24 protein-coding genes are annotated in these 25,507 nt (G+C 63.4%); 17 read left to right on the top strand and 7 right to left on the bottom strand.

The annotated features are described in order from the left end of the window. Positions 1 to 24: 24 nt before the first annotated feature. The gene (locus tag PSEMAI1_RS0110330; protein WP_024302801.1) at positions 25 to 2,754 is read right to left on the bottom strand and encodes a cation-transporting P-type ATPase; all 2,730 of its coding nucleotides are present in this window, start codon (positions 2,752 to 2,754) and stop codon (positions 25 to 27) included. 581 nt (positions 2,755 to 3,335) lie between these two features. Here PSEMAI1_RS0110330 and PSEMAI1_RS0110325 point away from each other — a divergent pair. Continuing rightward, positions 3,336 to 7,403, top strand: a complete 4,068-nt coding sequence (locus tag PSEMAI1_RS0110325) for a Pls/PosA family non-ribosomal peptide synthetase (protein ID WP_084612662.1) — start codon at positions 3,336 to 3,338, stop codon at positions 7,401 to 7,403. After that, positions 7,381 to 8,223, top strand: a complete 843-nt coding sequence (locus PSEMAI1_RS20890; RefSeq protein ID WP_024302799.1) for a 4'-phosphopantetheinyl transferase superfamily protein — start codon at positions 7,381 to 7,383, stop codon at positions 8,221 to 8,223. The genes PSEMAI1_RS0110325 and PSEMAI1_RS20890 overlap by 23 nt, the downstream gene beginning before the upstream one ends. A 25-nt stretch (positions 8,224 to 8,248) precedes the next feature. Here PSEMAI1_RS20890 and ccoS read toward each other — a convergent pair whose 3' ends face one another. Together ccoS and PSEMAI1_RS0110310 are read right to left on the bottom strand one after the other, a co-directional pair. After that, positions 8,249 to 8,425 (bottom strand): cbb3-type cytochrome oxidase assembly protein CcoS, encoded by a 177-nt coding sequence (gene ccoS / locus PSEMAI1_RS0110315; RefSeq protein WP_024302798.1) that lies wholly within the window; start codon positions 8,423 to 8,425, stop codon positions 8,249 to 8,251. Beyond that, a complete protein-coding gene (locus tag PSEMAI1_RS0110310; RefSeq protein ID WP_024302797.1) occupies positions 8,425 to 10,851 on the bottom strand; it encodes a heavy metal translocating P-type ATPase in 2,427 nt (808 codons plus the stop codon). Before PSEMAI1_RS0110310 ends, ccoS begins: the two co-directional genes overlap by 1 nt. A gap of 70 nt (positions 10,852 to 10,921) precedes the next feature. Between PSEMAI1_RS0110310 and PSEMAI1_RS0110305 the strand changes: the two genes are divergently transcribed. Next, positions 10,922 to 11,917 carry an NAD(P)H-quinone oxidoreductase gene (locus tag PSEMAI1_RS0110305; protein ID WP_024302796.1) on the top strand — a complete coding sequence of 332 codons (996 nt, stop codon included), beginning with the start codon at positions 10,922 to 10,924 and terminating at the stop codon, positions 11,915 to 11,917. Between the two features lie 102 nt (positions 11,918 to 12,019). Here PSEMAI1_RS0110305 and PSEMAI1_RS0110300 read toward each other — a convergent pair whose 3' ends face one another. Continuing rightward, a complete protein-coding gene (locus tag PSEMAI1_RS0110300) occupies positions 12,020 to 12,907 on the bottom strand; it encodes a hypothetical protein (RefSeq protein WP_024302795.1) in 888 nt (295 codons plus the stop codon). A gap of 127 nt (positions 12,908 to 13,034) precedes the next feature. On the opposite strand from PSEMAI1_RS0110300, the gene typA reads away from it, so the two are divergent. From typA to istB, 4 genes are all read left to right on the top strand, one after another. Then, complete coding sequence (gene typA / locus PSEMAI1_RS0110295; protein ID WP_024302794.1) at positions 13,035 to 14,843, top strand: translational GTPase TypA; 1,809 nt, start codon at positions 13,035 to 13,037, stop codon at positions 14,841 to 14,843. Between the two features lie 149 nt (positions 14,844 to 14,992). Next, the gene (locus PSEMAI1_RS21235; protein ID WP_084612661.1) at positions 14,993 to 15,556 is read left to right on the top strand and encodes a hypothetical protein; all 564 of its coding nucleotides are present in this window, start codon (positions 14,993 to 14,995) and stop codon (positions 15,554 to 15,556) included. A 224-nt stretch (positions 15,557 to 15,780) separates the two neighbouring features. Next, on the top strand, positions 15,781 to 16,998 hold the full coding sequence (gene istA, locus PSEMAI1_RS0110285) for an IS21 family transposase (RefSeq protein WP_029770442.1): 1,218 nt from the start codon (positions 15,781 to 15,783) through the stop codon (positions 16,996 to 16,998). Next, the gene (istB, locus tag PSEMAI1_RS0110280; RefSeq protein WP_024302793.1) at positions 16,998 to 17,783 is read left to right on the top strand and encodes an IS21-like element helper ATPase IstB; all 786 of its coding nucleotides are present in this window, start codon (positions 16,998 to 17,000) and stop codon (positions 17,781 to 17,783) included. The genes istA and istB overlap by 1 nt, the downstream gene beginning before the upstream one ends. Before the next feature lie 236 nt (positions 17,784 to 18,019). Here istB and PSEMAI1_RS0110270 read toward each other — a convergent pair whose 3' ends face one another. Next, positions 18,020 to 18,460, bottom strand: coding sequence for a hypothetical protein (locus PSEMAI1_RS0110270; RefSeq protein ID WP_024302791.1), 441 nt, complete (start codon positions 18,458 to 18,460; stop codon positions 18,020 to 18,022). Positions 18,461 to 18,554: 94 nt separating this feature from the next. Here PSEMAI1_RS0110270 and PSEMAI1_RS0110265 point away from each other — a divergent pair, with 94 nt between their 5' ends. The 10 genes from PSEMAI1_RS0110265 (at position 18,555) to PSEMAI1_RS0110220 (ending at position 24,140) form a co-directional block, all read left to right on the top strand. After that, entirely contained in the window at positions 18,555 to 18,824 is a 270-nt protein-coding gene (locus tag PSEMAI1_RS0110265; RefSeq protein ID WP_024302790.1) for a hypothetical protein, read from the top strand. 8 nt (positions 18,825 to 18,832) lie between these two features. Beyond that, positions 18,833 to 19,033, top strand: coding sequence for a hypothetical protein (locus tag PSEMAI1_RS0110260; protein ID WP_156943118.1), 201 nt, complete (start codon positions 18,833 to 18,835; stop codon positions 19,031 to 19,033). Continuing rightward, positions 19,030 to 19,359, top strand: a complete 330-nt coding sequence (locus PSEMAI1_RS0110255; protein WP_024302788.1) for a hypothetical protein — start codon at positions 19,030 to 19,032, stop codon at positions 19,357 to 19,359. The genes PSEMAI1_RS0110260 and PSEMAI1_RS0110255 overlap by 4 nt, the downstream gene beginning before the upstream one ends. Beyond that, positions 19,359 to 20,525 carry a phage/plasmid replication protein gene (locus tag PSEMAI1_RS0110250; RefSeq protein WP_024302787.1) on the top strand — a complete coding sequence of 389 codons (1,167 nt, stop codon included), beginning with the start codon at positions 19,359 to 19,361 and terminating at the stop codon, positions 20,523 to 20,525. The genes PSEMAI1_RS0110255 and PSEMAI1_RS0110250 overlap by 1 nt, the downstream gene beginning before the upstream one ends. Positions 20,526 to 20,570: 45 nt before the next feature. After that, complete coding sequence (locus tag PSEMAI1_RS0110245) at positions 20,571 to 20,771, top strand: major capsid protein (RefSeq protein WP_024302786.1); 201 nt, start codon at positions 20,571 to 20,573, stop codon at positions 20,769 to 20,771. Positions 20,772 to 20,774: 3 nt separating this feature from the next. Beyond that, positions 20,775 to 21,086, top strand: coding sequence for a hypothetical protein (locus PSEMAI1_RS0110240; protein ID WP_024302785.1), 312 nt, complete (start codon positions 20,775 to 20,777; stop codon positions 21,084 to 21,086). Positions 21,087 to 21,147: 61 nt separating this feature from the next. Further along, positions 21,148 to 22,452, top strand: coding sequence for a virulence factor TspB C-terminal domain-related protein (locus tag PSEMAI1_RS0110235; RefSeq protein ID WP_024302784.1), 1,305 nt, complete (start codon positions 21,148 to 21,150; stop codon positions 22,450 to 22,452). Then, positions 22,445 to 22,723, top strand: coding sequence for a DUF2523 family protein (locus PSEMAI1_RS0110230; protein WP_024302783.1), 279 nt, complete (start codon positions 22,445 to 22,447; stop codon positions 22,721 to 22,723). Before PSEMAI1_RS0110235 ends, PSEMAI1_RS0110230 begins: the two co-directional genes overlap by 8 nt. Beyond that, a complete protein-coding gene (locus PSEMAI1_RS0110225) occupies positions 22,720 to 23,862 on the top strand; it encodes a zonular occludens toxin family protein (RefSeq protein ID WP_024302782.1) in 1,143 nt (380 codons plus the stop codon). Before PSEMAI1_RS0110230 ends, PSEMAI1_RS0110225 begins: the two co-directional genes overlap by 4 nt. Beyond that, a complete protein-coding gene (locus PSEMAI1_RS0110220; RefSeq protein ID WP_024302781.1) occupies positions 23,862 to 24,140 on the top strand; it encodes a hypothetical protein in 279 nt (92 codons plus the stop codon). The genes PSEMAI1_RS0110225 and PSEMAI1_RS0110220 overlap by 1 nt, the downstream gene beginning before the upstream one ends. Before the next feature lie 387 nt (positions 24,141 to 24,527). Here the strand turns inward: PSEMAI1_RS0110220 and PSEMAI1_RS0110215 are convergent, their stop codons facing one another. Together PSEMAI1_RS0110215 and PSEMAI1_RS0110210 are read right to left on the bottom strand one after the other, a co-directional pair. Further along, the gene (locus tag PSEMAI1_RS0110215) at positions 24,528 to 24,983 is read right to left on the bottom strand and encodes a hypothetical protein (protein ID WP_156943117.1); all 456 of its coding nucleotides are present in this window, start codon (positions 24,981 to 24,983) and stop codon (positions 24,528 to 24,530) included. An 85-nt stretch (positions 24,984 to 25,068) separates the two neighbouring features. Then, positions 25,069 to 25,389 carry a hypothetical protein gene (locus PSEMAI1_RS0110210; protein ID WP_156943116.1) on the bottom strand — a complete coding sequence of 107 codons (321 nt, stop codon included), beginning with the start codon at positions 25,387 to 25,389 and terminating at the stop codon, positions 25,069 to 25,071. Between the last annotated feature and the right edge of the window lie 118 nt (positions 25,390 to 25,507).

Below are 25,507 nucleotides of genomic sequence, written 5' to 3'. Positions count from 1 at the left end.
TCAGCAAAGCCATGGTTGCCCGGGCTACTCCGGGCGCCGCATGGACCCGATCTGTCGGCGAACAGGCCAGGCTTGGCGCTCCCTGGCGTGGTGGCGACGCATCCAGGCCTTGCGCAACTCTTCGGCCAGCAGCATCGTCAGCAGAATGGGCAAGGAAACCAGCCAGTCGCCGGCAGACAGCGGGGCCGTTCCGAAAAGATACTGACCGGGTGGGGTATAGACGATGAGCAGGATGAGCCCCAGCTCGAAAGCGAGGCCACCGGCCAGCCAGCGGTTATACAACGGCAGGCGGAAAGCGGAAGCCGTGCTATGCCGGCAAAGGAACACATTGACGACCTGGCCGAGCACGATGGCGGTGAGGCAGGCCGTCGTCGCCGTCAGGTACAAGGGCGCATCGGCAGGCACGCTCGTTCCATAATGCCAGCCCGCAGCCTGCATCACGGAGAAAAAGGCGAATAAGGCGGCCGCGGCCTCGAACAGCCCCAGAAAGCCATAGGCCCGCAGCAGCAAGCCCATCGTGAGCAGGCGCTCATGCCGTGGCCTGGGAGGCTCGCGCATGACCCCCGAATCGGGCGGTTCGGCGCCCAGCGCCAGTGCCGGCAGCATGTCGGTGCCCAGGTCCACCGCCAGGATCTGGACGATGGTCAGGGGCAGGGGGATGCGCAGCAGTACAAAGGCCAGGTAGGGCACCAGCTCGGGGATATTGGAGGTGAGGATGTAGCTGAGAAACTTGCGGATGTTGGCGTAGACCGCCCGGCCTTCCTCGATGGCGTCGACGATGGTGGCGAAATTGTCGTCCAGCAACACAATGTCCGCGGCAGCCTTGGCCACGTCCGAACCGCGCAAGCCCATGGCGATGCCGATATCGGCACTCTTGAGCGCCGGGGCGTCATTTACCCCGTCGCCGGTAACGGCAACGATCTCACCCTTGCGTTGCAGCACCGTGACGATGCGCTGTTTCTGTTCCGGCGTCGTTCTGGCAAAGATCAGGTCCGGGTGATCCAGTCGCAGTTGCAGTTGGGTGTCGGACAGGCGCTCCAGTTCATCCCCGGTCACTACCGTGCCGGCATCTTGCCACAGCCCAATCTGGCGGGCGATGGCGCTGGCGGTGACGGCGTGGTCGCCGGTGCAGAGGATGACCCGGATGCCGGCCTGGCGGCAGGTGGCGATGGCGGCAGCCACTTCGGGGCGAGGCGGGTCCTCGATGCCGACCAGCCCGGCCAATACCATGTCGGTCTCGTCCAAGGGCTGTGCGCCGGGCAGCCGGTATGCCAGCGCCAGCACGCGTAGGCCGCGCTCAGCCATACGCTCCACCTCGGCCAGCAACTGCTGCCGGGCCGCACTGTCGAGCGGCTCTTCACCCTCCGCCATCAGCGCCGTGCGGCACAGTGGCAGCACGCTCTCGGCGGCACCCTTGACGAACAGGCGTAACCCCTCCGGTTGTTCCTGCAATACCGCCATGCGTTTGCGCTCGCTGTCGAACGGCAACTCGGCGCGCCGTGGCCTGCGTTGCCCGGCATGGGGGCCGGCGAATTCCATGAGAGCGATTTCCATCGGGTCGCCGATCCAGCCGGCGGCGCCAGCGAGCAGGCTGTGGCACTGGCCGGCGATGTCTCTCATCACGGGAGGCAGTTCCGGGGCATCGGGGGCGTACTCACGCCCTTGTGTATACACGTTTAGCACGCGCATGCGGTTCTCGGTCAGCGTCCCGGTCTTGTCCGACACGATCACGGTGGCGGCGCTCAAGGTTTCCACCGCCGGCAGATGGCGTACCAGCGCCTTGCGTTTGGCCATCCGCTGCGTGGCCATGGCGAGCGAGAGCGTCACCGTCGGTAAAAGGCCTTCCGGGACATTGGCCACGATGATGCCGATGGCAAACAGCATGTTGTCATTCCAGGGAAGCCCGATGGCCAGGCCTATCGTCAGGAAGACGATCCCCAACAAGGTGGCGAATGCCGCCACCCAGCGGGATAGCCGTGCGAGTTCGCGTGTCAGGGGGGAAGTCGTGTCTTCGGTCGCCTGGGTGAGATGGGCGACATGGCCGAAGCGAGTGCGCATACCGGTAGCATAGACGGCCGCCGTCGCCTCGCCGGCCACTACGGAGGTGCCTGCGAACAGACAGTTACGGCCGGATTGGGCATCGGCGGTGCGATCGGCCTCGGCATGGTGCGACTGGGCGACGGATTCACCGGTCAGGATCGCATTGTTGACGCGCAAGCCGAAGGCGGAAAGCACCCGGCAATCTGCCGGCACGGCATCGCCGCCCGTGAGCAAGACGATGTCTCCTGGCACCAATCGACTGGCCGGCATTTGGTGTACCTGACCATCACGGCGGACCTTGACTTCCAGGGGCAGCAACTCGCGCAATGCCGCCAGCGCCTGCTCCGCCTTGTATTCCTGCCAGAACGAGAACAGCCCGTTGATGACGATCACGCTGATGATCGCAAAACCCAGGGTTGCCATGGCGGGGTCGCCCTGCATCACGTGGGCCAGCAGGGCCAGACCGGCAGCGAGCCACAGGATGAGGGCAAAGAAATGACCGAATTGTTCCAGCAGATGCTGCCATACCGGCTTGCCCGTCACTTGCTCGACCGTATTGTCTCCATACTCGGCGTGCCGTCTTGCCGCTTCGGCTTCATCCAGGCCGGTCAGCCGTGTATGCAGGCTGGTGAGGGCTTGCTCCGGTGTCAGCCTGCCGATGTTCTGGGCATCCAGTCTGGCGCGATGTGCTTGAGAGCGGCGGGCAGCAGGCATGGCAATCGTGATGAAGGTCCGTGTCTGATGGAGAGAGTCGCTCCCCCTGCAGGGCAGGGTGTCGATGCGCGGCCCATTCGGTGGCCGCGCCACGATGACAGTTTTCGGCAGACTCTCGCTGGCAGGCACCGAGAAGCCGAGGCTTGAACGTGATAGGAAACAGCAGCCATGGTGACAGGTGCCTACAGTGCAGGCTAGCCCATTCCCGTTTGGCTGTCAGCCAACGGTACCAGTAACAGGAACTTCAAACAGATTGTCGTGTCTCTTTAAGTTCGTGCATCGTGTCGGCTGCACCCATTGGTCATGCTGTCACGGTGACTGCTTCCGAAGCCCTGTCAGCCAACGGCTTCAGGACGCCAGGCGTCTAGGCGGCCACGCCCGCAACGCATGGTTTTTCCGAGCATGCAGGCATCGCCGTCCCTATTCATTCTTGATGATTCGCCGCCCCAGGCAGGCGTTATGCCTTTCGTCGTGCCTTCTTGATTTCAGGCGTTCTTGAAGCCATCCGTGCCTCCACGTGGTTTGTATCCCATGGGAGTGCAATATGTGGCCGCGTTCCCCTGGCGGCTAACGGAGGATGCATGATGCTGAAACAACTTCTGCGGACCACCCCGCCTCCCCGCGCTGTTACCCCTTCTGAAACCCGGCCTGATGGTGTCGATACAACGGGCACCTCCTCCATCACCGCCTTGCATGAACTGTTCGAACGGCAGGCCGACCATCGTGCCGACGCCACCGCGCTGATTGCCGGCGATCAGCGCATCAGTTACGCCATCCTCGAGCGACGCGCCAACCGCCTGGCACGCTATCTGCGCGCCCACGGCGTCGGGCGCGGCTCGCGCGTGGCGATGCTGCTGCCCCGTTCCGTGGACGCCTATGTCGCCCTGCTCGCCATCCTCAAGGCCGGGGCGGCCTACGTGCCGCTCGACCCCGCTTATCCGGCCGAGCGGGTCTTGTACATCCTGCGCGATTCGTCTGCCGACATCCTGTTGACCATAGCGGCATTGGCGTCACGGTGCGGCGCGTTCGATGGCGCCGTGCTGCGGATCGATACCGAGCGTGCCGCGATCGCCGCGCAGAGTCCGATGCGGCTGCCGGCCACTACGGTCGGTGTGGAGTCGCACGACCTGTGCTACATCATCTACACCTCGGGTTCGACGGGCCGCCCCAAGGGCGTGATGATCGAGCATCGCAACGCCGTGCACCTGGTGTGCGCCGAGGGGCGCCTCTTCTCGGTTCACCAGCGGGACCGGGTCTACCAGGGCGCCTCGCTGTGCTTCGACCTGTCGGTCGAGGAGGTGTGGCTGGCATTCTTTGCCGGCGCCACCCTGGTCTGTGCGCCTCCCGAGATGGCCTGTGGTGGCCCGGATCTGGCCGGCTTTCTCTGTGAGCACCGGGTGACCGTGCTGTCGTGCGTGCCGACCTTGCTGGCCATGCTCGCCGAGGACGTTCCGACACTGCGCCTGCTCATCCTGGGCGGCGAGGCGTGCCCACGGGAACTGGTGGAACGCTGGGCCGGGCCCGGCCGGCGGCTGGTGAATACCTACGGCCCGACCGAGGCGACGGTCATCGCGACCTGCGCCGATCTGCAGCCGGGACAGCCGGTGGTGATCGGCAGCCCGCTGCCGGGCTATCGCGTGCACCTGCTCGACGAGGCCATGCGGCCGGTGCCGCACGGGGAGGTGGGCGAGATCTGCATCGGGGGCGCGGGGGTGGCGCGCGGTTACGTCGGGCTGGCCCACGAAACCGCATCGCGTTTCGTGGCGGACCCGTTCGCCCCGGCAGGCACTGGCGCCAAGCTGTACCGCACCGGCGATCTGGGCCGCTTCGACGATAACGGCGAGCTCGAATACCATGGCCGGGCCGATGCCCAGGTCAAGCTGCGCGGTTTTCGCGTCGAGTTGAGCGAGATCGAATCGGCGTTGCTGCAAATCGATGGCATCACCGCGGCAGCATGCGCGGTACGTGAAGACGAGCCGGGCCTCCAGCATCTGGTCGGCTACGTGGTGCCCGGCATGGAGTGTCAGGTCGACGAAGCCGGCTTGCGCTGTGCGCTGAGGCAGCAGTTGCCCGCCTACATGGTACCGTCGTTGATCGAGACGCTGGATGAGCTGCCGCGCCAGCCCAGCGGTAAGCTCGATCGTTCAGCCCTGCCGCCGCCGCAGCCGCGCGCCCAGCCTCTGGCCGCCGCGACGGGGCGGCCGCAGAGCGGCACCGAACGATATCTGGCCGTGGTGTGGGAAAGCCTGTTCCGGCCCCAGCCGGTCGGCGTCGACGACGACTTCTTCCTCGATCTGGGCGGCCACTCGCTGCTGGCGGCGCGGGCGGTGTCGGCATTGCGCAAGGAACCGCGCTTCGCTCACGTCTCGGTGGCCGACATCTACCACCATCCGACCATTGCTTCGCTGGCCGCCATGCTCGACGAGTCCGCCACCGAGACGCTGACCTTGGGCGAGACGGCCCCGCCTCCCGGCTCGGATGCCGGGGCCGGAATGCGGCACTTCCTGGCGGGCGTGCTCCAGAGCGGCGGCCTGTATTTCCACTTTGCCTTCGGTGCCCTGCAATGGGCGACGCCTTACCTGGTGTATTTCTTCCTGCAAGAGGACGGCTATTCGCTAGCGGAGTCGATAGCCTGGGCCGCCGTTGCGGTGGTGGCGATGTTCCCGGCGCTGCTCGTTATCGCCATCGCCGCCAAGTGGCTGCTGCTGGGACGGATTCGCCCCGGCCGTCACCGCTTGTGGGGCGGCTACTACCTGCGCTGGTGGTTCGCTCACGGACTGATCGGGGCGGTGCCGCTCAACCATCTTGCCGGCTCCCCCTTGCTGCCGCTGGTGTACCGCCTGCTGGGGGTCCGCATCGGGCGCGACGTCTACCTTGGTAGCGACGAGCTGGCCGCCTTCGACCTGATCTCGATCGGGGACGGCACCAGCATCGACGACCATGCCTCGCTGCTCGGCTATACGGTCGAGGACGACGAACTGGTGATCGGGCCGGTGAACGTCGGCCGCCGCTGTTTCGTCGGTTCGCGCGCCGTGTTGCGCGAGCACACCGTGATGGAGGATGGCTCCCGCCTGACGGACCTGTCGCTGCTTCCTCTTGGTGGACGCATCCCGGCGGGCGAGACCTGGACCGGCTCCCCTGCCCATCGGGACGAGCATCCGCCGGCTGTGCCGGGGCGGGTGCCGGCCTGCCGCCGCCGGCAGCGCGCTGCGATGCTGGCGCTCTACGGCCTGCTGGTGTTGATCTTGCCGTTCGTCATGTTTGCCGCCATCGTGCCGGGCATGGCGATCCTGACCACGATCGATCTCTTCGAACAGCCATTTCGTTATCTGGCGGCGACACCACTGGTCGGCGCTTCCTTCGTGCTGCTGCTGACCACCGAAGTGGTCATCCTCAAGTGGCTGCTGCTTGGCCGCGTGCGGCCTGCCAGTTACCCGCTGTACAGCGGCTTTTATCTGCGGCACTGGATCATCGATCAATTGATGGCGATGAGCCTCGGCCTGATCGGCCCGCTGCACGCCACGCTCTACGTGGCGCCGTGGTACCGGGCGCTGGGCGCGAAGATCGGCCGTCTGGTCGAACTGTCGACGGCCAGCTCGACGATGCCCGACTTGCTGCAGCTCGACGACGGCAGCACTGTCGCGGACGAGGTGTCGCTCGGCCCGCCGCACATCGAGGGCGGCTGGATCTCGCTGGGGCGCACCCACCTGGGTCAGCGCGTGTTCATCGGCAACAGCGCGGTGGTGCCGGGCGGCGTGGCCCTGGGCGACAACTCGCTGGTCGGCGTGCTGTCGATCTCCCCGCCGACGCCGGAACTGGCGGCCCAGACCGGGGCCTCGTGGTTGGGTTCTCCGCCGCTGCGTTTGCCGCGGCGTGAGCCGAGTGCCGGCTTCACCGAGCAGCGGACGTATAATCCGCCGACCTGGCTGCGCTGGGCGCGCGGCAGCTTCGAGATACTGCGCGTGACGTTGCCGCCGGCTGGCTTCATCCTCGTCACCGCCAGCGTCGTCATTTCCATGATGCAGCTGCGCGACAGTGTTGGTCTGGCCGTGGCGCTGCTGTGGCTGCCGCTCGTCTACATGGCCTGCTGCGCCGTGGTGGTTAGCATGGTGGTGCTGGCGAAGTGGTGCATCATGGGACGCTTCCGGCCGTTCGTGCACCCGCTGTGGAGCCTGTTCGTCTGGCGGCTGGAACTGGTCAACGCCTTGTACGAGTTCCTGGCGACGCCGCTGATGCTGGCGGCGCTGCGCGGTACGCCCTTGCTGCCCTGGTATCTGCGCCTGCTCGGGGTGCATATCGGCCGGCGCGTCTATCTCTCGACCACCGGTTTTCTCGAGTTCGATCTGGTCAACCTGGGCGACCGCGTCGTCTTGAACGACAGCTGCGTGATGCAGACCCACTTGTTCGAAGACCGGATGCTGAAGGCCTCCACGCTGCACGTCGGCGCGGACGCCGAGGTGGGCGCCTACTCGGTTGTGCTGTACGACTCTGTCATGGAAGAGGGCGCGCGGCTCGATGCGCTGTCGTTGCTAATGAAAGGCGAAACGCTGCCTGCCGGTACTGCCTGGACGGGGATTCCGGCAGCGTGGCGCGGCAGCCGGCTTGATCAGCGAAAGGAGGTGGAGCATGCGTGCCGTGCCACCGTATGACGTCCTGGTGCGCTTTGTCCGCACGGCGGCGTTCGAGGATGCCGCCGTCGCGGCGCAGGCGCTGGAGTTGCTGGATAGCGACGAGCGCGAGATCCACGTGCGCTGTCACCCGGCAGAAGCCCGACGCGACTATCTGGCCGCGCATGCACTGGTGCGGACGATGCTGGCGGAGTTGACCGGCACCGATCCGCACCAGTTGCATTTCAGAGTCGCTCCTGGAGGGCGGCTGATGGCGGTAGCGCCGGAGTCCGCCTGTCCGTTGCACGTCAGCCTGGCGCATGCGGACGGGCTGGCGCTTTGTGCGGTCAGCCGAAGCGGCGAGGTCGGGGCCGATGTCGAAAGCCTGCGCCATCTCGGGCCAGACCCGCTCGGTGTGGCGGCACAGGTCTGCGCGCCGGGCGAGATGCAGGCCTTGCGCGCACTGCCCGCTGCCAGCCAGGCCGAGAGCCTGCTGCGTCTCTGGACCATCAAGGAGGCGGTGGCGAAAGCAACGGGGCAGGGCTTCGAACGGCCGTTGAGCTGTCTTGCCCTCGATGGCGGGGTTTCTTCACCCCTGGCCGGTGAGAACAGTGGCTGGCAGAGGGTGTCTTTGCGGCTGGAACCGTGCCATGTGATTTCGGTGGCGGTGCCGGGCACGGTGGCCGATTCCGCCAAGGTCCGCTTCGAGGAAGCGGTGCCACTGCTGCCGGCTCTGCGGAACGATGGCGGAGGCGAGAAGGAAGGGGGTGTGCTGTCGTTTTTCTGCCGGCTGGTCTGCCGGGCCGGATTGAATCGCGGCGAGCAGGATGGGCTGCTGTCTTCCGCCTGGCCGCTCGGTTGAACGGCCAGGGCGGGGGGAGGGAAGCTTACTCGTTCTGTGGGCCGTGGGGACCTGCTTTCGGCTTGTCGTCATCCATCAGGATACGGTGGGCCGGCCCTTCCAGATCGTCGAACTGGCCGCCGCGAGTAGCGATCCAGAACACGAAGCCGATCACGAAGGCCAGCACCAGGCTCAGCGGGATCAGCAGATACAAGCTTTCCATCAGTTCTTCCGTTTCACGAGACGCAGGGCGTTGCACACCACCAAGAGCGAACTGCTGGCCATCCCCAAGCTGGCCAGCCAGGGCGTGACATAACCGGCCATCGCCAGCGGTAGCGCAACGATATTGTACAGCACCGCCCAGATCAGGTTTTGCCGGATGATGGCGAGCGTCTTTCTCGACAAGGCCATGGCGGCGGGGACCAGCGTCAGGCTGTCGTTGATCAGCACCATGTCGCCGCTGGCGCGGGCCACGTCGGTGCCGCTACCCATGGCCATCGACACGTCGGCGCGCGCCAGTACCGGCGCGTCGTTGATGCCGTCGCCCACCATCAGTACGCGCCCTCCCTGCTGTTGCAGCGCACCGACATAGGCCAGCTTGTCCTCCGGCGTGGCGCGCGCGCGGACGTGCGCGATACCGGTGTCTTCGGCCAGCCGCTGCACGGCCTCGTGCTCGTCGCCGCTCAGCAGGTGGACGGCCAGCCCCTGCCGGGTGAGTTCCGCCACCGTGGCGGCGCTGTCCTCGCGTCGCGTGTCGCCGATGGCGAATAGTGCCGCCCAGCCGTGCTGCGAACCCAACGCGATCCGGGTGTGGCCGCGCTGCCAGTCGCCGGCTGCAGACGGAGAAGGTCCGGCCAGTTCGGCGACGAAGTCGCTGCTGCCCAGTCGCCAGGCCGTGCCGTCAATGATCCCTTCGATGCCTTGTCCCGGAACGTTGCGCACCGATTGGGCTGGAGGGAGATCTGCCGGAGCGGCCGCCAGCAGCGCACGGGCAATCGGGTGCTCCGAGCCGGCTTCCAGCGCGGCGGCCAGAGCGAGCACGTCTCCCTGCTCGTCGTAGCGCCAGGTGTCCACCAGCCGCATCTCGCCATGGGTCAGCGTGCCGGTCTTGTCGAACACCACGTCGCTGACCTTGGCCAGCGTTTCCAGTGCATGGCCGCGCGTGGTCAGCACGCCCAGCCCGGCCAGGTGGCCGCTGGCGGCGGTCAGCGCCGCCGGCGTGGCCAGCGACAGGGCGCACGGGCAGGAGATCACCAATACGGCCACGGTGATCCACAGCGCCCGTTCCGGGTCGACGAAGTACCAGCCGAGATAGGTGGCCAGGGCTGCCAGCAACAGCGCGGCGACGAAGCCGCTGGCGAAACGGTCGGCCAGTTGCGCCAGCCGCGGTTTTTCCGCCAGCGCCTGATCGAGCAGGCGCACGATGCCGGCCAGGCGGGTGCCTTGCCCGGTCTGGCTGATGCGCACCGTCAGCGGGCTTGCCAGGTTGACGCTGCCGGCGATCACGGCCGAATCCACCGTCTTAGTCACCGGCCGGCTTTCGCCGGTCAGCAGCGATTCGTTGGTGGCACTCTCGCCATCCAGTACCACGCCGTCGGCCGGAATGGTTTCGCCCGGCTTGACCAGCAGCACGTCGCCCGCCGCCAGCTGGCTTACCGGCGTCTCGTGTGTGGTGCGCTCGGCTGGCCAGCCGCTGAAGCGGTGGGCGAAGGCCGGGATCAGCTTGACCAGGCTTTCCGCCGCTTCGCCGGCCTTGCGGCGGGCGATACCTTCGAGATAGCGACCGCCCAACAGCAGGAACACGAACATCGACACCGAGTCAAAATAGATGCCGTGTTCCACCTTGTTGATGAGCGCCCAGGTGCTGGCGATGAAGGCGGCCAGGATGCCGATGGTGACCGGCGTGTCCATGCCGACGCGGCGCGTGCTGAGGTCGCGCCAGGTGGCGCGGTAGAACGGCAGCGCCGAATAGACGATGACCGGCAGCGTCAGCAGCAGGCTGGCCCAGTGCAGCATCCACAAGAAATCCGGGTCGATCTCGCCGTCCGGCGCCATGTACACCGGCACGGCGTACATCATCACCTGCATCATCGACAGCCCGGCCACCCACAGCCGGGTGAGCGCCTGTTTGCGCTCCTTCTGGTTCAGCGCCTCCTGGCGCGCCGCATCGTAGGGGTGGGCGCGGTAGCCGATGGCGGCGATGGCCTCGAGGATCTGCGACAACTGCAGGCGCGAGTTGTCCCAGCGCACCCGGGCGCGGTGGCTGCTGTAGTTGATGTCGACCGAGATCACGCCGGGTAGGCGCATCAGGTGCTGTTCGTTGAGCCAGACGCAGGCGGCACAGGTGATGCCTTCCAGAATCAGCGCGGCCTCGCGCACGTTGTCGGATTCGAGGTGGACGAAGCTTCGCTGTAGTTCATCCGAATCGTACAGGCGGATGCGCTCCAAGAGTTCGAGCGGCAGCGCCTCGGCCTGCGTGGCGCCCTGCGTGCGGTGGGTGTAATAGTCGTCGAGTCCGGAATCGATGATGGTCTGCGCCACGGCCTGACAGCCGGCGCAGCAGGTGGATTCGGTTCTTTCCCGATAGCGTACCGGGAACGAGACGCCCTCCGGAACCGGAAGGCCGCAGTGGAAACAGTCGTCACTCATGGCGTGCTATTGTAAACAAATGAGGGTTGCTGCGCTTGAGCGAGCGCAAAGACCGACGAGGTGAACGATCATGTCTATGCAAGCGGTGATTCAAAGCCGGCCGGGAGGCCGGGAAACCCTGGAGTTGGGTATCGTCGAAAAGCCGGTTATCGGTGACGGGCAGCTCCTGGTCAGAGTATTGGCGGCCGGGGTCAACCGGGCCGATATCGTGCAACGTGAAGGGCAATACCCGCCGCCGGCCGGGGCCTCCGCCATCCTGGGGCTGGAGGTGGCCGGTGTGGTCGAGGCGGTGCGTGGCCCGTCGCGCTTCCAGCCGGGCGACGCGGTGTTCGGCCTGGTCGAGGGCGGTGGTTATGCCGAATACGTGGTGCTGGATAGCGAACTGGCCATTCCCAAGCCGGACGGCCTGTCCTGGGTCGAGGCGGCCAGCCTGCCTGAAGCGTGGATGACGGCTTGGCTCAACCTGGTCGAGGTCGGCCGCTTGGCCGAAGGGCAGTCGTTGCTGGTGCATGCCGGCGCCAGCGGGGTGGGCGCCGCGGCCATCCAGCTCGGACGGTTGTTGGGTGCGCGGGTCTGGGCCACGGCGAGCAGCGAGGAAAAGTTGGAATACTGCTACAACCTCGGCGCCGACGAGGCGTTCAATGCCCGCCAGGAGACGGATTTTGGCGGCAAGGTGAAGGCTTGGGGTGGGGCGGACGTGATCCTCGACCCGGTCGGCGGCGCCTACCTGGAACAGAACCTGAGCTGCCTCAACCTGGACGGCCGGCTGGTGTTGATCGGCATCATGGGCGGAGGACGGAGCGAGATCAACCTGGGGCGCTTGCTGGTCAAGCGGCAATCCCTGATCGGCTCGACCCTGCGCAGTCAGCCCAAGGCCGTCAAGGCCCGCCTGGCGCGGGCGCTGGAAACCGAAATCCTTCCCGCCTTGCATCAAGGCGCGGCCCGGCTGACGCTGGACTCCACTTATCCGCTCGCCGCGGTGGCCGAGGCGCACGAGGCGATGGAAAACAACTGCAACCTTGGCAAGATCGTGCTGACGCTGTTCCCTGTCACGGCGGCGTCATGATCGGACGCTAGACTGCGCGGCGTGTCGGGCTTGCCACGAACACTTTTTCTTCGTACGGATGGGATTGCGGGCGGCTTGAGAGCCGCCCTTTTTTCGTGCCGCTCAGCCTTGGTCCTGCTGCTCGCGCAGCGGCGACAACGCCTCGATCAGAGCCACTTCCTGGGCAAAGCTGAGGGCCTTCATTCGCTCGAGCAGGGACTGCGCATCGACCTCCAGCTTGCGATCGAGTTCGTCGTGGATCAGGCGTGCCTCTACCGCCAGCCACACGCCGCGGCAGGAGGCGGCCGTTTCGAAGTGGATGTCGCGCAGCACTTCGGCAACAAGATGCAGCTCGTTGTCGCTGAACAGGCGCGACAGTACCGCCTGCTCACGGTGGACGATCTCGGCGTAGCGTTCGAGCATTTCCCGGGTGCGGGGGTCGTCCGGCAAGGGATGGCTGGCCGACTCCATCACCAGCGCCTTCTCGCCCTTGAACCAGGCTTCCATCAGCGGCTTGAGCTGCGGGATGTCTTCTTGCCACAGCTGGCCCAGCGCCACGCGGAAACGCTCGCCCTGGCTGAACGACAACTCGGTAAACGGCATCTCGGGCAGGGTGGCACTGCGTAACGGGCAGCCCGCCACCAGTGGCGCGCCATCGTCGCCTTGCGTCACCACGCCACGCCATGCCGCCTCGTCGCCGGTGGCCAGGTTGTCGACCAGGATTTCCACGTAGGGCAGGGGTGTGTCCGTTCCTTCGTCTTCGCCGACGAAGCGTAGTGTGATGTCGAACAGGGCGTGCTTGGGCACCTCCAGGATCTGCAGCCCGTCACCATGGCCGACCAGCACATAGTTGTCGCCGCTGTCGTAAACCGCCACGCCGGACTCGTCCTTGGCCGGATGCAGCAGCGAGCCCGACAGTTCTTCGGCCAGCTCGTTGAGGTCGTTCTTCTCGCCGGTATAGCCAGTGCGATAGCCCGCATGCTCGTGCCACAAAGCGTCCCAATCGTACATTTTCCTGCTCCTTGTTCGTTTTGCTCTGGAGTGTAGCCAAAACCGCTCCGAAAGTCGTGTTTGGCCCTGTGAGAGAGTGGGGATGTCGTGCTAGAATCTTGTGATTTTTCCGTTCTCGTCCAAAGACATGACCCGACAGATTCGCAACATCGCCATTATTGCCCACGTTGACCACGGCAAAACCACCCTGGTCGACCAACTCCTGCGTCAGGCCGGTACCTTCCGCGAAAACCAGCAGGTGGCTGAGCGCGTGATGGATAGCAACGACCTCGAAAAAGAACGCGGCATTACCATTCTGGCCAAGAACACCGCGATCAACTACGAAGGTGTCCACATCAACATCGTCGACACCCCGGGGCACGCCGACTTCGGTGGCGAAGTAGAACGCGTACTGGGCATGGTGGACGGTGTGGTGCTGCTGGTCGACGCCGTCGAAGGCCCGATGCCGCAGACCCGCTTCGTGACCAAGAAGGCGCTGGCTTTGGGGCTGCGTCCGATCGTGGTGATCAACAAGATCGACCGCCCGGGCTCCCGTCCGGACTGGGTGGTGGACCAGACCTTCGACCTGTTCGACAAGCTGGGCGCCACCGACGAGCAGCTCGATTTCCCGATCATCTACGCCTCGGGCCTGTCCGGTTTCGCCAAGTACGAGCTGGAAGACGAGTCCGACAACATGCGCCCGCTGTTCGATACCATCCTCAAGCACGTGCCGATCCCGGCCGGCGATGCGGATGCTCCGCTGCAGCTGCAGATCTCGGCGCTGGACTATTCCACCTACACCGGCCGCCTGGGTTTGGGCCGTATCCTGAACGGCCGCATCAAGCCGGGCCAGGTCGTGGTGGTGATGAACCACGAAGAACAAGTGGCGCAAGGCCGTATCAACCAGGTGCTGGGCTTCAAGGGCCTGGAGCGTGTCGAAGTACAGGAAGCCGAAGCTGGCGACATCGTGATCATCTCCGGTCTCGAAGACATCGGTATCGGCGTGACCATCTGTGATCGCGATACCCCGATTGGCCTGCCGGTATTGTCGGTCGACGAACCGACCCTGACCATGGACTTCATGGTCAACACCTCGCCGCTCGCCGGCACCGAGGGCAAGTTCGTGACCTCGCGCCAGATCCGCGACCGCCTGACCAAGGAACTGCTGACCAACGTGGCGCTGCGCGTCGAAGACACCGAAGACGCCGATGTGTTCCGCGTCTCTGGTCGTGGTGAACTGCACCTGACCATCCTGCTGGAAAACATGCGTCGCGAAGGCTTCGAGCTGGCTGTGGGCAAGCCGCGCGTGGTGTTCAAGGAGATCAACGGCGAGAAGTGCGAGCCGTACGAGAACCTGACCATCGACCTGGAAGACAGCCACCAGGGCGCCGTGATGGAAGAACTGGGCCGCCGCCGTGGCGAACTGACCAATATGGAATCGGACGGCATGGGTCGTACCCGCCTGGAATACCACATCCCGGCGCGTGGCCTGATCGGCTTTCAGGGCGACTTCCTGACGATGACTCGCGGCACCGGCCTGATGTCGCACGTGTTCGACGACTACGCTCCGGTCAAACCGGACATGCCGGGCCGTCACAATGGCGTGCTGATCTCGCAGGACAACGGCGAAGCCGTAGCCTACGCCCTGTGGAACCTGGAAGATCGCGGCCGCATGTTCGTGAGCCCGGGTGACAAACTGTACGAAGGCATGATCATCGGCATTCACAGCCGCGACAACGATCTGGTGGTCAACCCGCTCAAGGGCAAGAAGCTGACCAACGTGCGTGCGTCCGGTACCGACGAAGCCGTTCGTCTGACCACTCCGATCAAGCTGACGCTGGAATCTGCGGTGGAATTCATCGACGACGACGAAATCGTCGAGATCACCCCGCAGACCATCCGTCTGCGCAAGCGTTACCTGCAAGAGCATGAGCGCCGTCGCATGTCCAAGGCCTGAGTGGAGGAAAAATCCACGTAAGCTTAATCAAAGCACCCTACGGGGTGCTTTTTTGTTTTAGGGGCATGCGCAGGGCAGGGCGTGCCGGTATGACAGAAAAATGACAATGGTGTAATCTGTGCCGCAGACTGTTTGCTCAGGGAGTTTGCATGAAAATCATATGGCTGGTGATCCTGTGCCTCTGCATGGAATCGGCGCTCGGTGCGGGAGAAACCGCCGTTCTGCGGTGCCGGCACGGCCAAACCGGTGCGGTAACGTATACCACCGGCAGCTGCCCGGCAGGCTCACTGGCAGTGCAACGGCCTGAGCGGGGAGGGTATGTCGGCGGGGTAGACAATCCTGAGCGGGGGATGGTCACGGTTTGTCATATCTCGCGCCTTCAGCGTTTTCACTTTGTATTCGATGGCAGTTGCCCGCCCGGCTCTCGGGCGGCGGCCTTTTTTGCCGACTCGACAATAGCTGAAGCCCGCCAGCAATTTGACAGTATTCAAGCGGCGGCGGAACGGGAGCGGCAATTGAAGCGGCAGACACCTTCGCGACATCGTCGGATGACGGCCAGCAAGTCAGCGCCGGACTGCCAGCAGCTTCGCCAGATCCGTGATGGTGTGAAGCGCCGGCTCGACAACAACAAAGCCTATCAGGATGATTTGCAGCGATTGCGAGATGCTCAAGAAGCTCTCGCCAAGGAAGGGTGTAGAGCCTTTGGTGGCTGATGGAGATATTCCCATTGCCCTTGAGTGGATGCCGAACTGCGGTCCTATGGTGCGCGCCGCCAGAGCCGCAGGAACGCGAACACGGGCCGGGTGTCAGGCGACATCGTAAATTGACCCCCTAGCGACACGAAGAACTGACCCCCTTGTTTGCAAGGAGGCAGTCGTTGGAAACGCAGTATTCAGCGAGTCATCCTGTACCCCGTGAGGTTTGTGGAGTACGGGAGATGTTGGAGCCGGAAGCAGTAACGGCAATCGTTCGACTGGGGCAATCCGGCTGGGGGGCGAAGCGGATTGCCAAGACGCTGGGAATCGCCCGAAATACCGTGCGGCACTATTTGCGTGCCGGCGGCCCGGTGCCATACCAGCAGCCGCAACGCAGCGGCGTGCTCACCGGGCACGAGGCCTGGCTACGTGAGCAGTTTCTAACGCACAAGGGCAACTGCGACGTGGTGCGTCAGCTGCTGGCTAAGGAACACGGTATTGCCACCAGCCTGCGCACCGTTGAACGCGCCTGCCGGCCATATCGGCAGGAGCTTGAAGCCAGCCGGCGAGCGACGATCCGGTTCGAGACTGCTCCTGGCGAGCAGATGCAGATCGACTTCGGCCAAGTGCGCATCCAGATCGGTGGCGAACTGGTGCGTGTGTACCTGTTCGTGGCGACGCTTGGCTACTCGCGCCGTGGCTTTGTTTGCCCATTCCGTCACGAACGGCAGAGTGCTTGGTTTGGCGGTATCGAAGCGGCGTTCGAGCACTTCGGTGGACGGGTGCAGACTCTGCTGATCGATAACGCCAAGGCCCTCGTGGTCGAGCACGACATGCAGACCCGGCAGGTCCGCTTCAATAGCCGCTTCGAGGCGTTCTGCCGGCATTGGGATGTGCGCGTGAAGGCCTGCGCGCCGTTCCGTGCGCGCACCAAGGGCAAGACCGAGAACGGCGTTGGCTATGTGAAGAAGAATGCTATCGCCGGTTACACATTCGAGAGCTGGGCCGCATTGGAGGCTCACTTGACCCGCTGGCAGCGGGAGGTGGCCGATACCCGCATCCACGGGACGACCGGCATGGCGCCCAAGGAGCGGTTCGACGGCGAACGTCCGCATCTGCGTCCTGTTGCCGGCATAGTGCCGTTCCTGCAAGTGCGGGAGCTGATCCGTCGCGTCAATGCCGAAGGCTGTGTCGAGCTCGATACTAATGCCTACAGCGTGCCCTGGCGGCTGATCGGCGAGATGGTCACGGTCGTTGTACGAGCAGGCACGGTGACGGTCCATTACGCCGGCCAGGAAGTAGCGCATCACGCCGAGTTGGCCGGCAGTCGCGGACGGCAAATTGACCGCGCCCATCTGCTTGGGGTCGTGCCGCCGCTATCCGAGCCGGTCCCGCCACACGGCGGCGCTTTGCTGCGCCCGCTGGCAGAGTATGAGGAATTGGTCGGAGGGGGCTGGTGATGATCGAACCCGACCGACTGGAAGAACTGTTGACCCGGCTGCACTTGACGGCGATCCGGGATCAGCTGGATAGCCTGCTGGACGAAGCGAGCCGTGCCCAAATGACACTGCGCGAAGCGCTGCTGCTCCTGGCCGAGCGAGAGGTGGCCCGGCGCGATACGCGACGCATCCAGATGGGGATGAAGCTGGCTCGATTCCCCTGTGTACGCACGCTGGAGGGCTTCGACTTCGATGCGCAGCCGTCGATTGATCCCGGCCAGGTCCGGGATTTGGCCACCGGGCGCTGGATTGGCCACGGTCAAGCGTTGTTGCTGCTGGGACCGCCCGGAGTCGGCAAGACGCATTTGGCGGTAGCACTCGGGCGTGAGGCGGTAGAACGGGGTTACACGGTGCTGTTCAGTTCTGCTGCGTCTCTGATGGCTGGACTGACGAAGGCGCATGCCGATGGGCGCTTGGAGGAGAAGCTGTTGCAGCTATCGAAACCCAAGCTGCTGATCGTCGATGAATTGGGCTACCTGCCGCTGGAGCCGGCGGCAGCGCACCTGTTCTTCCAGCTGGTCTCGCGGCGCTATGAGCGGGCAAGCCTACTGATCACCAGCAACCGCCCGGTGGGGGAATGGGGCCAAGTGTTTGGTGACGCAGTGGTGGCAACGGCCATCCTGGATCGGCTGCTGCATCACAGCCAGGTGGTCACGATCCGGGGAGATAGTTACCGGCTACGCGACAAGCGACGGAGCGGCCTGCTGCAGAAGGCGGCGGCCGAACCGATTACATCAACTAGTTGATTAACCCTGGGGGTCAATTCCAGATGTCGCCAGGGGGTCAAATCCTCGTGTCGCTTGACACCGGGGAACGGCCTCGGCGCCGGTCTGCCAGCGCCGTAGCTGTGCGAGCGTGCAGCCCAGTTCCTTGCAGACCTCGGCGGGGTCGCCCGGAAACAAAACGACCCGGAGAAGCTTGTCCGGGTCGTGCTTGAATTTGGCGTAGGGTAGTCTCTGTCTATCCATGCAGCATAAAAGCATTAGGATGCAATATGCCAAACAGGGCCGCCAAGCGCCTGCGAATCTGGCGACGTAATTTGACATAATATAGATTTGCTATCAACTGAAGTAATTGATTTGTTTAAAACAATCGCCTCAGCCTTGGGGGGAGTTCCCGCCATCCCCATCACCAGCAGCCCGGCCACTCCCATCACGCCGAGCTTTTTCCGAAAATCCTCCCACGCGCTTTTCCTCTCGACGTTCCTTTCGCGCTCATAGTTGGCGGCATAGATCACCGCTAGCGGGTCAATCCCCAGCTCGGTGGCCACCATGATGCAGGCGAAGTCATCCATGATGCGCTCGCCACTTCGATACTGGCTCAGGCTCGATCTGCCTACTTTGAGCAGCTCGGCTTTCTTCAGGTCGCTTATATCTCCCAGCTTGGCCAGTGCCTTTTCTAGGTAATCCCGTGACGTGAGCATTTTTTCTCCTTGCGTGTTCTCAAGTGGGAACATATCATTAGTTTGTTCTCACTTGAGAACATCGATGTTTCTTCAATTTTAGCAGGAGGCCAGCATGTCCACCGACGTTAGCAGCTGTAAGTCCCCGCGTGTTCCGTTCGATGCTTCCGCCTATGGCCCTAACCGCCATGAGCTTGGTCATCTTCTCTTCGAGAAAATTTGCCGGATGGATGATGAACTTTCGGCGATGGCTCGCTGTTTGGGTCGTTCTGTCAATGGCACAGACACGGACGTTCCCGCTGATGCCTTCGTTTCGTCTATCGCGTCCTTTGTCTCGAAGCGTGACGCCCTGATGGCTCGTCATGATTCCTTGGATTCCGAGTGAGCCCGGCCATGATCAAGCTCATCTTTGCCATCCCCGCTTCGGGCATGTCTTTCCAGTTGCCGCGTTATCGCCGTTCTTACCAGCAGATTTTCCAGAGGCACGGCCATCAGTGCTTTCTGTTTTTTTCCCCTGTTGTGGGCTCCTACGTTCTCACCCTCGATGGTGTTGGTGTCCCGACTTCGTCCATTACTGAAAGGTCCCCGTCATGAGAGTCCCCGCCATCGCCGTCGTGAAGATGAACGGCAAAGCCAAGAAAACCGGCAAGCCGTTCGAGATGCACTTCGTTCGTGTCCTGCGCCCTGAAGAGAACGTTTCCTCGGAGGCCTTCAACAAGATGGCCGCTGGCTTCCAGATCAGCGAATTGCCGATCGACGAAACCGCCGTCGCCAAGTTCCTGACCCTGCCGTACCCCTGCGAAGTCGAGCTCGTGCTCGGCCAGCGCCTGGACAAGTTCGGCAAGGGCCTCGAGGGCTACGTGCAGGACTACAAGGTCGCCATCCCCTACAAGCTCGACAAGGCCGCAGGGGTTCATTGATGCAAGGCGTATTTGTCGACTTCATCCGCATCAGCCAGTCGCACCAGCTGCGCTTCGACCTCGACACCAACGAGTTCGAAAAGCTGCCGATGGTCGATAGCGGCTGGGTCTGCAAATACGCCCGCAACGAAGCTGGCGAGTTCGAGGAGTTCGAGGACGGCACGCTGAAACCCGAGTACATCAGCGTCAGCCGCCGCCACTTCGAGGGCTCCTTCGACTCCCTGTACATCGTCCGTTGCGATGGTCGACGCGTCGAGTTCGAAGGCAACGTGGGCCGCTTCGGTCGCCCCGACAACCTGTTCAACCTGGACTTCGACGCCACCCTCGACCGCATCAACCGCATTCTGGCTGAGCTTGGTTTGCCCCCTTTTACCGCCGGTGAAGAGGTGGCAAAGCAAGACCCGTCTGACTACGACATCAAGACCGGCCAGATCACCGAATGGACCGGTGCCAGCGTCTCCACCCTGCACCTGACGCGCAACTACGCCACCGGCTCGGCGGCCAACGCCCAAGCCATGATTGACTGGCTCGCCACGCAATCGCTCTCCAAGGTCAAGCGCGGCCGGGCAGGGGAGACCACCGTCGTATGGGGCACCAAGGGAGGCCGGAAGTACCTCAAGGCCTACCTGAAGGCCCCTGAAATGCTCGTGCACCGTCACGGGCGCCCACGTTCCGAAATTGAATCCGACCCCGTTTATCAGTTCTGTAATCAGCAAGGCATCGTCCGGCTCGAACTCGAAGCCTCCCGCCTCATGTTGCGTGACAACTCACTGCGTTTCCTCGGAGACATCACCATGACCAAGCTCGTCAACCTCTTCGCGGGTGAGGTCGACCCGCTGCTGGCCCGCACCAAGGCCGACGTCACCCGCTTCCAGCTGGAGGACCTCCCGGCCCCGGTGCGCGTCACCGCCGCCGCCTTCCTGCGCGGCGAGAACGTCCGCGCCCTCATGTCCCGCGCCACCTTCTTCCGCCACGCCAAGAGCCTGCGCGACTACGGCCTGGACATCAGCGAACCGCTGCCGACGCTGCACAAGTTTTCCACCGTCATCAAGGTGGTCGAGATCACCCCGCTGGTGGACGCCCCGGCGTGGTACTGGGACCACCAGCGCAAGCTCAGCCTGCAAGCGGTGCAGAAGGCCGAGCAAGCTGCCCAGCAAGCGGCCTAACCGATTTCCCCGCGCTACGGCGCATAACCCTGAAGGAGTATCACCATGTTCAAATCCATGAAAACCAAGCTCGTTGCCGTTGCCGGTTCCACCCTGGCTGTTGCTGGCTCCGCCATGGCCGCTGTTCCGGCTGCCGTGACCACCGCGCTGAACGATGCCGGCACCGATGCTGCCGTAATCGGCGGCGCTGTGCTGGTGGTCATCATCGGCATTGCCGCGTTCAAGTACATGCGCAAGGCGGCTTAAGCCATGGGGTACGCTGTCGGGGTAGCCTGCTACGAATCGCAGTCGGAGGCGGAAGCGGTCTACTTCGGTGGCGTACCGCCTGCCGTTTCCGGGTCCACCGTCACGCAATACCAGCTCGACGGTGGTGTCTGGAAACTGAACCGCTACGACTCCGCGAGCGGTTCGATGGTCCTCCAGTCGTCCACCACGGCTGTCTCTTCTTTTCCTGACTGTTCCAACCTCGACCGCACTTTGGATGGCATGGCACTTGGCTGGCTGGTTGCTGCTGTGATGTTCGCTGCCTTCGCGGCCAAACTCGTTAGGAGGGCGCTGTGATCGATCCCTATTTCCTCGCCGGCTTCGCCTCGGTGGTGCTTGCCGCTCTGGTGCTGACGCGATGAACCGCCACCTCCGCAACTTCGCTTTCTTCCTGCTCGGCTTCGTTGCCACGCTGCTGACCGGCTACGCCTCGGCGGGCTGGACCGTCAACGATGGCTACAGCCACAGCGGCGGCAATCTGAACCGCGTTCCCCAAGGCAATGCGACGGCGGGGGCTGGCGCTACTGCCACGGTCAATGGCCCGACCGTCGAGGTCAACCGCTCGTGGTCACAGGCGATGGGCGATGCGGCCACCGGTACGGCGGCTCAGGTGGCCGTCAACGTCTTGTCCAAGATACCCAAGTCCGGCGTGGTCAATGCCGCTCGGGTAGGCATGTCCGTGTCACCGGTCGGATTAGCCGGCTCCGTGCTGGCGCAGTGGCTGCTTCAACAGGGCTGGGAGTGGTCAAACGAACAATGGATGAAACCTGCCGTTGCTGAGCAATACTCTGGCACGTGGCGCTTCATGAGTAATCCAATTTTTTACGGTACTCATGATGAAGCCATGGCCTATGGTTGCACGTATTACGGTAAAACTGGTTGTTGGATCAAGACGATTGATAGTGCTACGGCGCATCGCATTACGTGGGTCGGCGGCGGCTCTTTTTACGTTTACAGGGAAAATGACATCAATCCGTCCAGTCCGAAACCGGCGACCGATGCCGATTTTCTTCAACAGGCTGAGGGGGTCGTGAATGCCCAGCCTGCCGACGTTCTGCGCGAGCTGGCTCAGCGCAACATCGAGCTACAGGACGCCACCAACAAAATCCAGCAGCTCGCCGACGCACTCTCTCCGCAAAAGCTGGTGGGTACCGGCACCAAACAGAATGCCGACGGCTCGACTGAGACTTACCAGCTACAGGAAATGCTGAAGTGGGAAATCGACCTGGGCGAACGTCCTGCCGAAGACCCGGCTCCGGTTAAGGAATCCGTCATTCAGACCAAGACGACCAATATCTACAACACCGACAACTCGGTAACGACCAAGACCGAGACCAACCAGACCTACAAGAACAGCACCGCCCAGCAGGAACAGAAAACCGACTGCGACAAGAAGCCGAACAGCATCGGCTGCTCGGATTGGGGCGATGCCCCCAGCGGTCCCGAGATCGGCCAGCAGCAGATCAACCCGACGTTCAGCTGGTCGCCGTTCAGCCTGCCGTCGACGTGCCCGGCCCCTCAGCAATTGCATCTTCATTTCGCCACGGTCGCTATGACATGGCAGCCGTCATGTGATTTCGCCACAGGCATTCGACCGATTGTCATCGCCTTTGCCGGTCTGGCGGCGCTCTACCTCATGTTTGGGATGAAACAAGATGGCTAACTTTGCTTCCGCGTTGTTTGCGCTGGTCGCCCCCGCCGCCAAGCAGGTGCTCGCCTCGATTGGCTTGGGCGTTATTACGTATGCCGGTCTGAGTACGGCCCTTGGTGCGATCAATACGCTTATTCAGAACAACCTCAACGGCATCATCCCCTCAGTTGCTGCGCTGCTCGGTCTGGCTGGGGCAGGGCAGGCCCTTGGCATTCTTTCCGGGGCGGTGGCCTATCGCATTGGTTTGGTGGTCACGAAACGCATCGGGGTGTTGACGACATGATTACCGTGATCACTGGTACGCCCGGGGCGGGCAAGACCGCGCTGGCGGTCAAGCTGCTGAAGGAGCTGGAAGGCAATCGCCCGATCTTCACCATGGGTATTCCTGAACTCAAGCTCGATCATCAATTGGTGCCTCCGGTGGCGGAGTGGACCAAGTTGGTGCCGGCCGAGGAAGACCCGTCCTTGCTGAAGCCTGTTTTCACCTTCCCACCGGGGTCGATCATCGTCATTGATGAGGCGCAGAACGTTTACCGCCCTCGCAACACAAGCTCCAAGGTTCCGGACTATGTGGCCGCGTTCGAGACCCATCGCCATACCGGGGTCGATTTCTGGCTGATCACGCAAAAGACCACTCTCCTGGACGCCAACGTTCGGGCGCTGGCCGGCAAACACCTGCACATCGAATCGAACTTCTTCGGCCGCAAGCTCTATGAGTGGCCGAAGGCGGTCGACGCTGAGAGCAAGACCGAACGTGATATTGCGGCCAAGCGCAAGTACAAGCTCCCGAAACAGGTCTTCGACTTGTACAAGTCGTCGAGCCTGCACATCAAGCAAAAGTACTCCATCCCGAAGCCGTTGATCGTTTTCGTGGTTTGTCTGCTGCTTGCGTCCATTGCTGGCTGGTACGTCTACGGGAGCGTCAAACGCCGTACGACGCCGGACAGGCCCGCGGCCACCGCCAGCTCGGACCCGAGACCGGCGCAGCCGGGCGCGGGGGCGGGCGGGCAGGGTGGCGCGGCACCGGTACAGGCACCGATCGGCGTTCGCCCACTCGACTTTCAGCCGGTCGTCCTGAACCGTCCTGAGACCGCTCCCATCTTCGACAGCCAGCGCCAGGTCAAAGACATGGAATGGCCTGACGCCTGCGTTGCTAGCACAACCCGGTGCAGCTGCTACAGCGGGCAAGGCACGTTGATCAGGACCGTCGACGAACCGACCTGCCGCGACATCGTCGCCAACGGCCGGCACAACCCGTACAAGGCCGCGCCGCAGTACGCGGGGCCAGTTGTGGCTCAGGCCAAGCCGGTTGATCAGCAGCCCGGCAGCGGCCCGCAGATCGCCCAGCTTGAGGCCTCTAAACAGGCTCCGGCCTATCAGCCCTTCGGGGGCATGAAATCATCCAAGGAGGACAACTCGTAATGGAAACCTACGTCATCACCCGCGCCGACCTGGAGCTGTTCTTTCAGTGGATGGCCTTGATCTCGATGTTGCCTTACCTGATGTGGCTGTTGTTTCGCCTGGGCAATCGGCTGATCGAGTCCGTTTTCCAGCGCTACATGGTTCGTCAGAGGATGGCTCGCCGTTTCAACCGCCGTTTCGTGCTCGACTCGTATCGCTGGTGGGTCACGTATCGACGTGATCAGGCATTGGACGAAAACAGGAATCAGCCGACGTATCGGGTTGTGGATCTGTTGTGATTTAGATCTACGCAACGACCTGAGAGGAGGGCGGCCAGCGTGCCGCCCTTTGCTTTTGGAACGGAAAAGGGGTCAAGGGTCGAACCAGAGGCCGCAGCCGCCGCGCTTGCGCGGTGGACCGGGCGAGGATTCGTGCCCTTGATGCCTTTGTAGTGACCCATGCTTTCGGCTGCTGGGCAGGCGGGGTTTTAACGCCTGCCCGGCTGCCTAGCGGCGAGCTCGGGGTGTGGGGCGGAGCCCCACGGTCTACCCTCCGGCGCGCAGCGCAACGGAGGGGGTGTTGTGGGGTGGTTTCGGGCCGCAGGCCTAGACGGGTTACTGGTAATACCCGTCTATAGTCTCATATTGAGACTCTTGACCCGTCAGAGACCGACTTTCCGCCTCCCGTTAGGGAGTGCGGAATATCCGGTTCAGCATCAGTCCGAAGGTTGCCTCTCGCGTGCACTGGTTGCGGTAGAAGTTGCGCTCCACCATCAGCCGCTCGATGGTCTCGGCCTGCTGAGTACAGAGGGCGGACAGCCGGCGGTACTCCGCCAGCTTGGTTACGTCCTCGATGCGGACGCCGACGCCGGAGGCATGGCGTAGCGTGGTGCCGTCCTCGTCGACGTAGGCGTCCCGCCACGCGCCGTACTGTGGCCCGAGGGTCCGACGCCGCCACAGCCGCAGAAACGCGAACACGGGCCGGGGAACGGCCTCCGCGCCGGTCTGCCAGCGGCGCAGCTGCGCGAGGGTGCAGCCGAGTTCCTTGCACACCTGATCGGCTTCACCTGGAAACAAAACGACCCGGACCAATTCGGCCGGGTCGTGTTTGAACGTCGCGTAGGGGAAACGGGGTCTATCCATGTCGCATAAAGGGGCTAGCATGCAACATGCCAAGCAGGGCGGCCAAGCGTCTCCGAATCTGACGCAATATTTGACATAATATAGATTATGCGAACTTGAGAAGGCGCGTCGGCCACGGCCAACTCGGCCTCGCAGCGCTGCTGCAACTGCTGGTACGTCTCGTCTTCGGCCCGCACGATCTAATGGTCCACGTCGGCTTCTGGCCCGCGTCTAGCTCGCGCTTCAGACGCTGCACCAGATCGCCCAGCATCGACCAGTCACCGTGCTCGTGGTGCCCGATCAACTCAGTCATCAACCCGTAGTACTGCTTCACGAAGTGCAGCGCCCGTGTTTCCAGGCTCTCATCGCGACGCACTTCGGCGGACTGGATGCGCTCGCACTGCTGGCCGATTGGCTTGGCCGACAATCACCAAGTCGTGATGGCGCGCATCCAGATTGGTGACCTCAACCAGATTGTCAACCAATTGTTCGAACGTCGCGCGGGTTTGATCGGCACATTGCTGTAGATAGCTGGACGTGCTGGT

The organism is Pseudogulbenkiania sp. MAI-1, assembly GCF_000527175.1.
Lineage (GTDB): Bacteria > Pseudomonadota > Gammaproteobacteria > Burkholderiales > Chromobacteriaceae > Pseudogulbenkiania.
Note: the sequence above shows the minus strand (reverse complement) of the source record. Positions and strands in the feature narration are given on the sequence as shown.

Excerpts from the sequence above, each read along its gene's own strand:
- PSEMAI1_RS20890 (WP_024302799.1), top strand. The coding sequence starts at position 7,381 with ATGCGTGCCGTGCCACCGTATGACGTCCTGGTGCGCTTTGTCCGCACG.
- PSEMAI1_RS0110270 (WP_024302791.1), bottom strand. The coding sequence starts at position 18,460 with ATGCTCACGTCACGGGATTACCTAGAAAAGGCACTGGCCAAGCTGGGA.
- PSEMAI1_RS0110265 (WP_024302790.1), top strand. The coding sequence starts at position 18,555 with ATGTCCACCGACGTTAGCAGCTGTAAGTCCCCGCGTGTTCCGTTCGAT.
- PSEMAI1_RS0110250 (WP_024302787.1), top strand. The coding sequence starts at position 19,359 with ATGCAAGGCGTATTTGTCGACTTCATCCGCATCAGCCAGTCGCACCAG.
- PSEMAI1_RS0110325 (WP_084612662.1), top strand. The coding sequence starts at position 3,336 with ATGATGCTGAAACAACTTCTGCGGACCACCCCGCCTCCCCGCGCTGTT.
- PSEMAI1_RS0110260 (WP_156943118.1), top strand. The coding sequence starts at position 18,833 with ATGATCAAGCTCATCTTTGCCATCCCCGCTTCGGGCATGTCTTTCCAG.
- PSEMAI1_RS0110225 (WP_024302782.1), top strand. The coding sequence starts at position 22,720 with ATGATTACCGTGATCACTGGTACGCCCGGGGCGGGCAAGACCGCGCTG.
- istB (WP_024302793.1), top strand. The coding sequence starts at position 16,998 with ATGATCGAACCCGACCGACTGGAAGAACTGTTGACCCGGCTGCACTTG.
- PSEMAI1_RS21235 (WP_084612661.1), top strand. The coding sequence starts at position 14,993 with ATGAAAATCATATGGCTGGTGATCCTGTGCCTCTGCATGGAATCGGCG.
- PSEMAI1_RS0110300 (WP_024302795.1), bottom strand. The coding sequence starts at position 12,907 with ATGTACGATTGGGACGCTTTGTGGCACGAGCATGCGGGCTATCGCACT.
- PSEMAI1_RS0110230 (WP_024302783.1), top strand. The coding sequence starts at position 22,445 with ATGGCTAACTTTGCTTCCGCGTTGTTTGCGCTGGTCGCCCCCGCCGCC.
- PSEMAI1_RS0110220 (WP_024302781.1), top strand. The coding sequence starts at position 23,862 with ATGGAAACCTACGTCATCACCCGCGCCGACCTGGAGCTGTTCTTTCAG.
- PSEMAI1_RS0110215 (WP_156943117.1), bottom strand. The coding sequence starts at position 24,983 with ATGGATAGACCCCGTTTCCCCTACGCGACGTTCAAACACGACCCGGCC.
- PSEMAI1_RS0110305 (WP_024302796.1), top strand. The coding sequence starts at position 10,922 with ATGTCTATGCAAGCGGTGATTCAAAGCCGGCCGGGAGGCCGGGAAACC.
- ccoS (WP_024302798.1), bottom strand. The coding sequence starts at position 8,425 with ATGGAAAGCTTGTATCTGCTGATCCCGCTGAGCCTGGTGCTGGCCTTC.
- PSEMAI1_RS0110330 (WP_024302801.1), bottom strand. The coding sequence starts at position 2,754 with ATGCCTGCTGCCCGCCGCTCTCAAGCACATCGCGCCAGACTGGATGCC.
- typA (WP_024302794.1), top strand. The coding sequence starts at position 13,035 with ATGACCCGACAGATTCGCAACATCGCCATTATTGCCCACGTTGACCAC.
- PSEMAI1_RS0110245 (WP_024302786.1), top strand. The coding sequence starts at position 20,571 with ATGTTCAAATCCATGAAAACCAAGCTCGTTGCCGTTGCCGGTTCCACC.
- PSEMAI1_RS0110310 (WP_024302797.1), bottom strand. The coding sequence starts at position 10,851 with ATGAGTGACGACTGTTTCCACTGCGGCCTTCCGGTTCCGGAGGGCGTC.
- istA (WP_029770442.1), top strand. The coding sequence starts at position 15,781 with ATGTTGGAGCCGGAAGCAGTAACGGCAATCGTTCGACTGGGGCAATCC.
- PSEMAI1_RS0110240 (WP_024302785.1), top strand. The coding sequence starts at position 20,775 with ATGGGGTACGCTGTCGGGGTAGCCTGCTACGAATCGCAGTCGGAGGCG.
- PSEMAI1_RS0110235 (WP_024302784.1), top strand. The coding sequence starts at position 21,148 with ATGAACCGCCACCTCCGCAACTTCGCTTTCTTCCTGCTCGGCTTCGTT.
- PSEMAI1_RS0110255 (WP_024302788.1), top strand. The coding sequence starts at position 19,030 with ATGAGAGTCCCCGCCATCGCCGTCGTGAAGATGAACGGCAAAGCCAAG.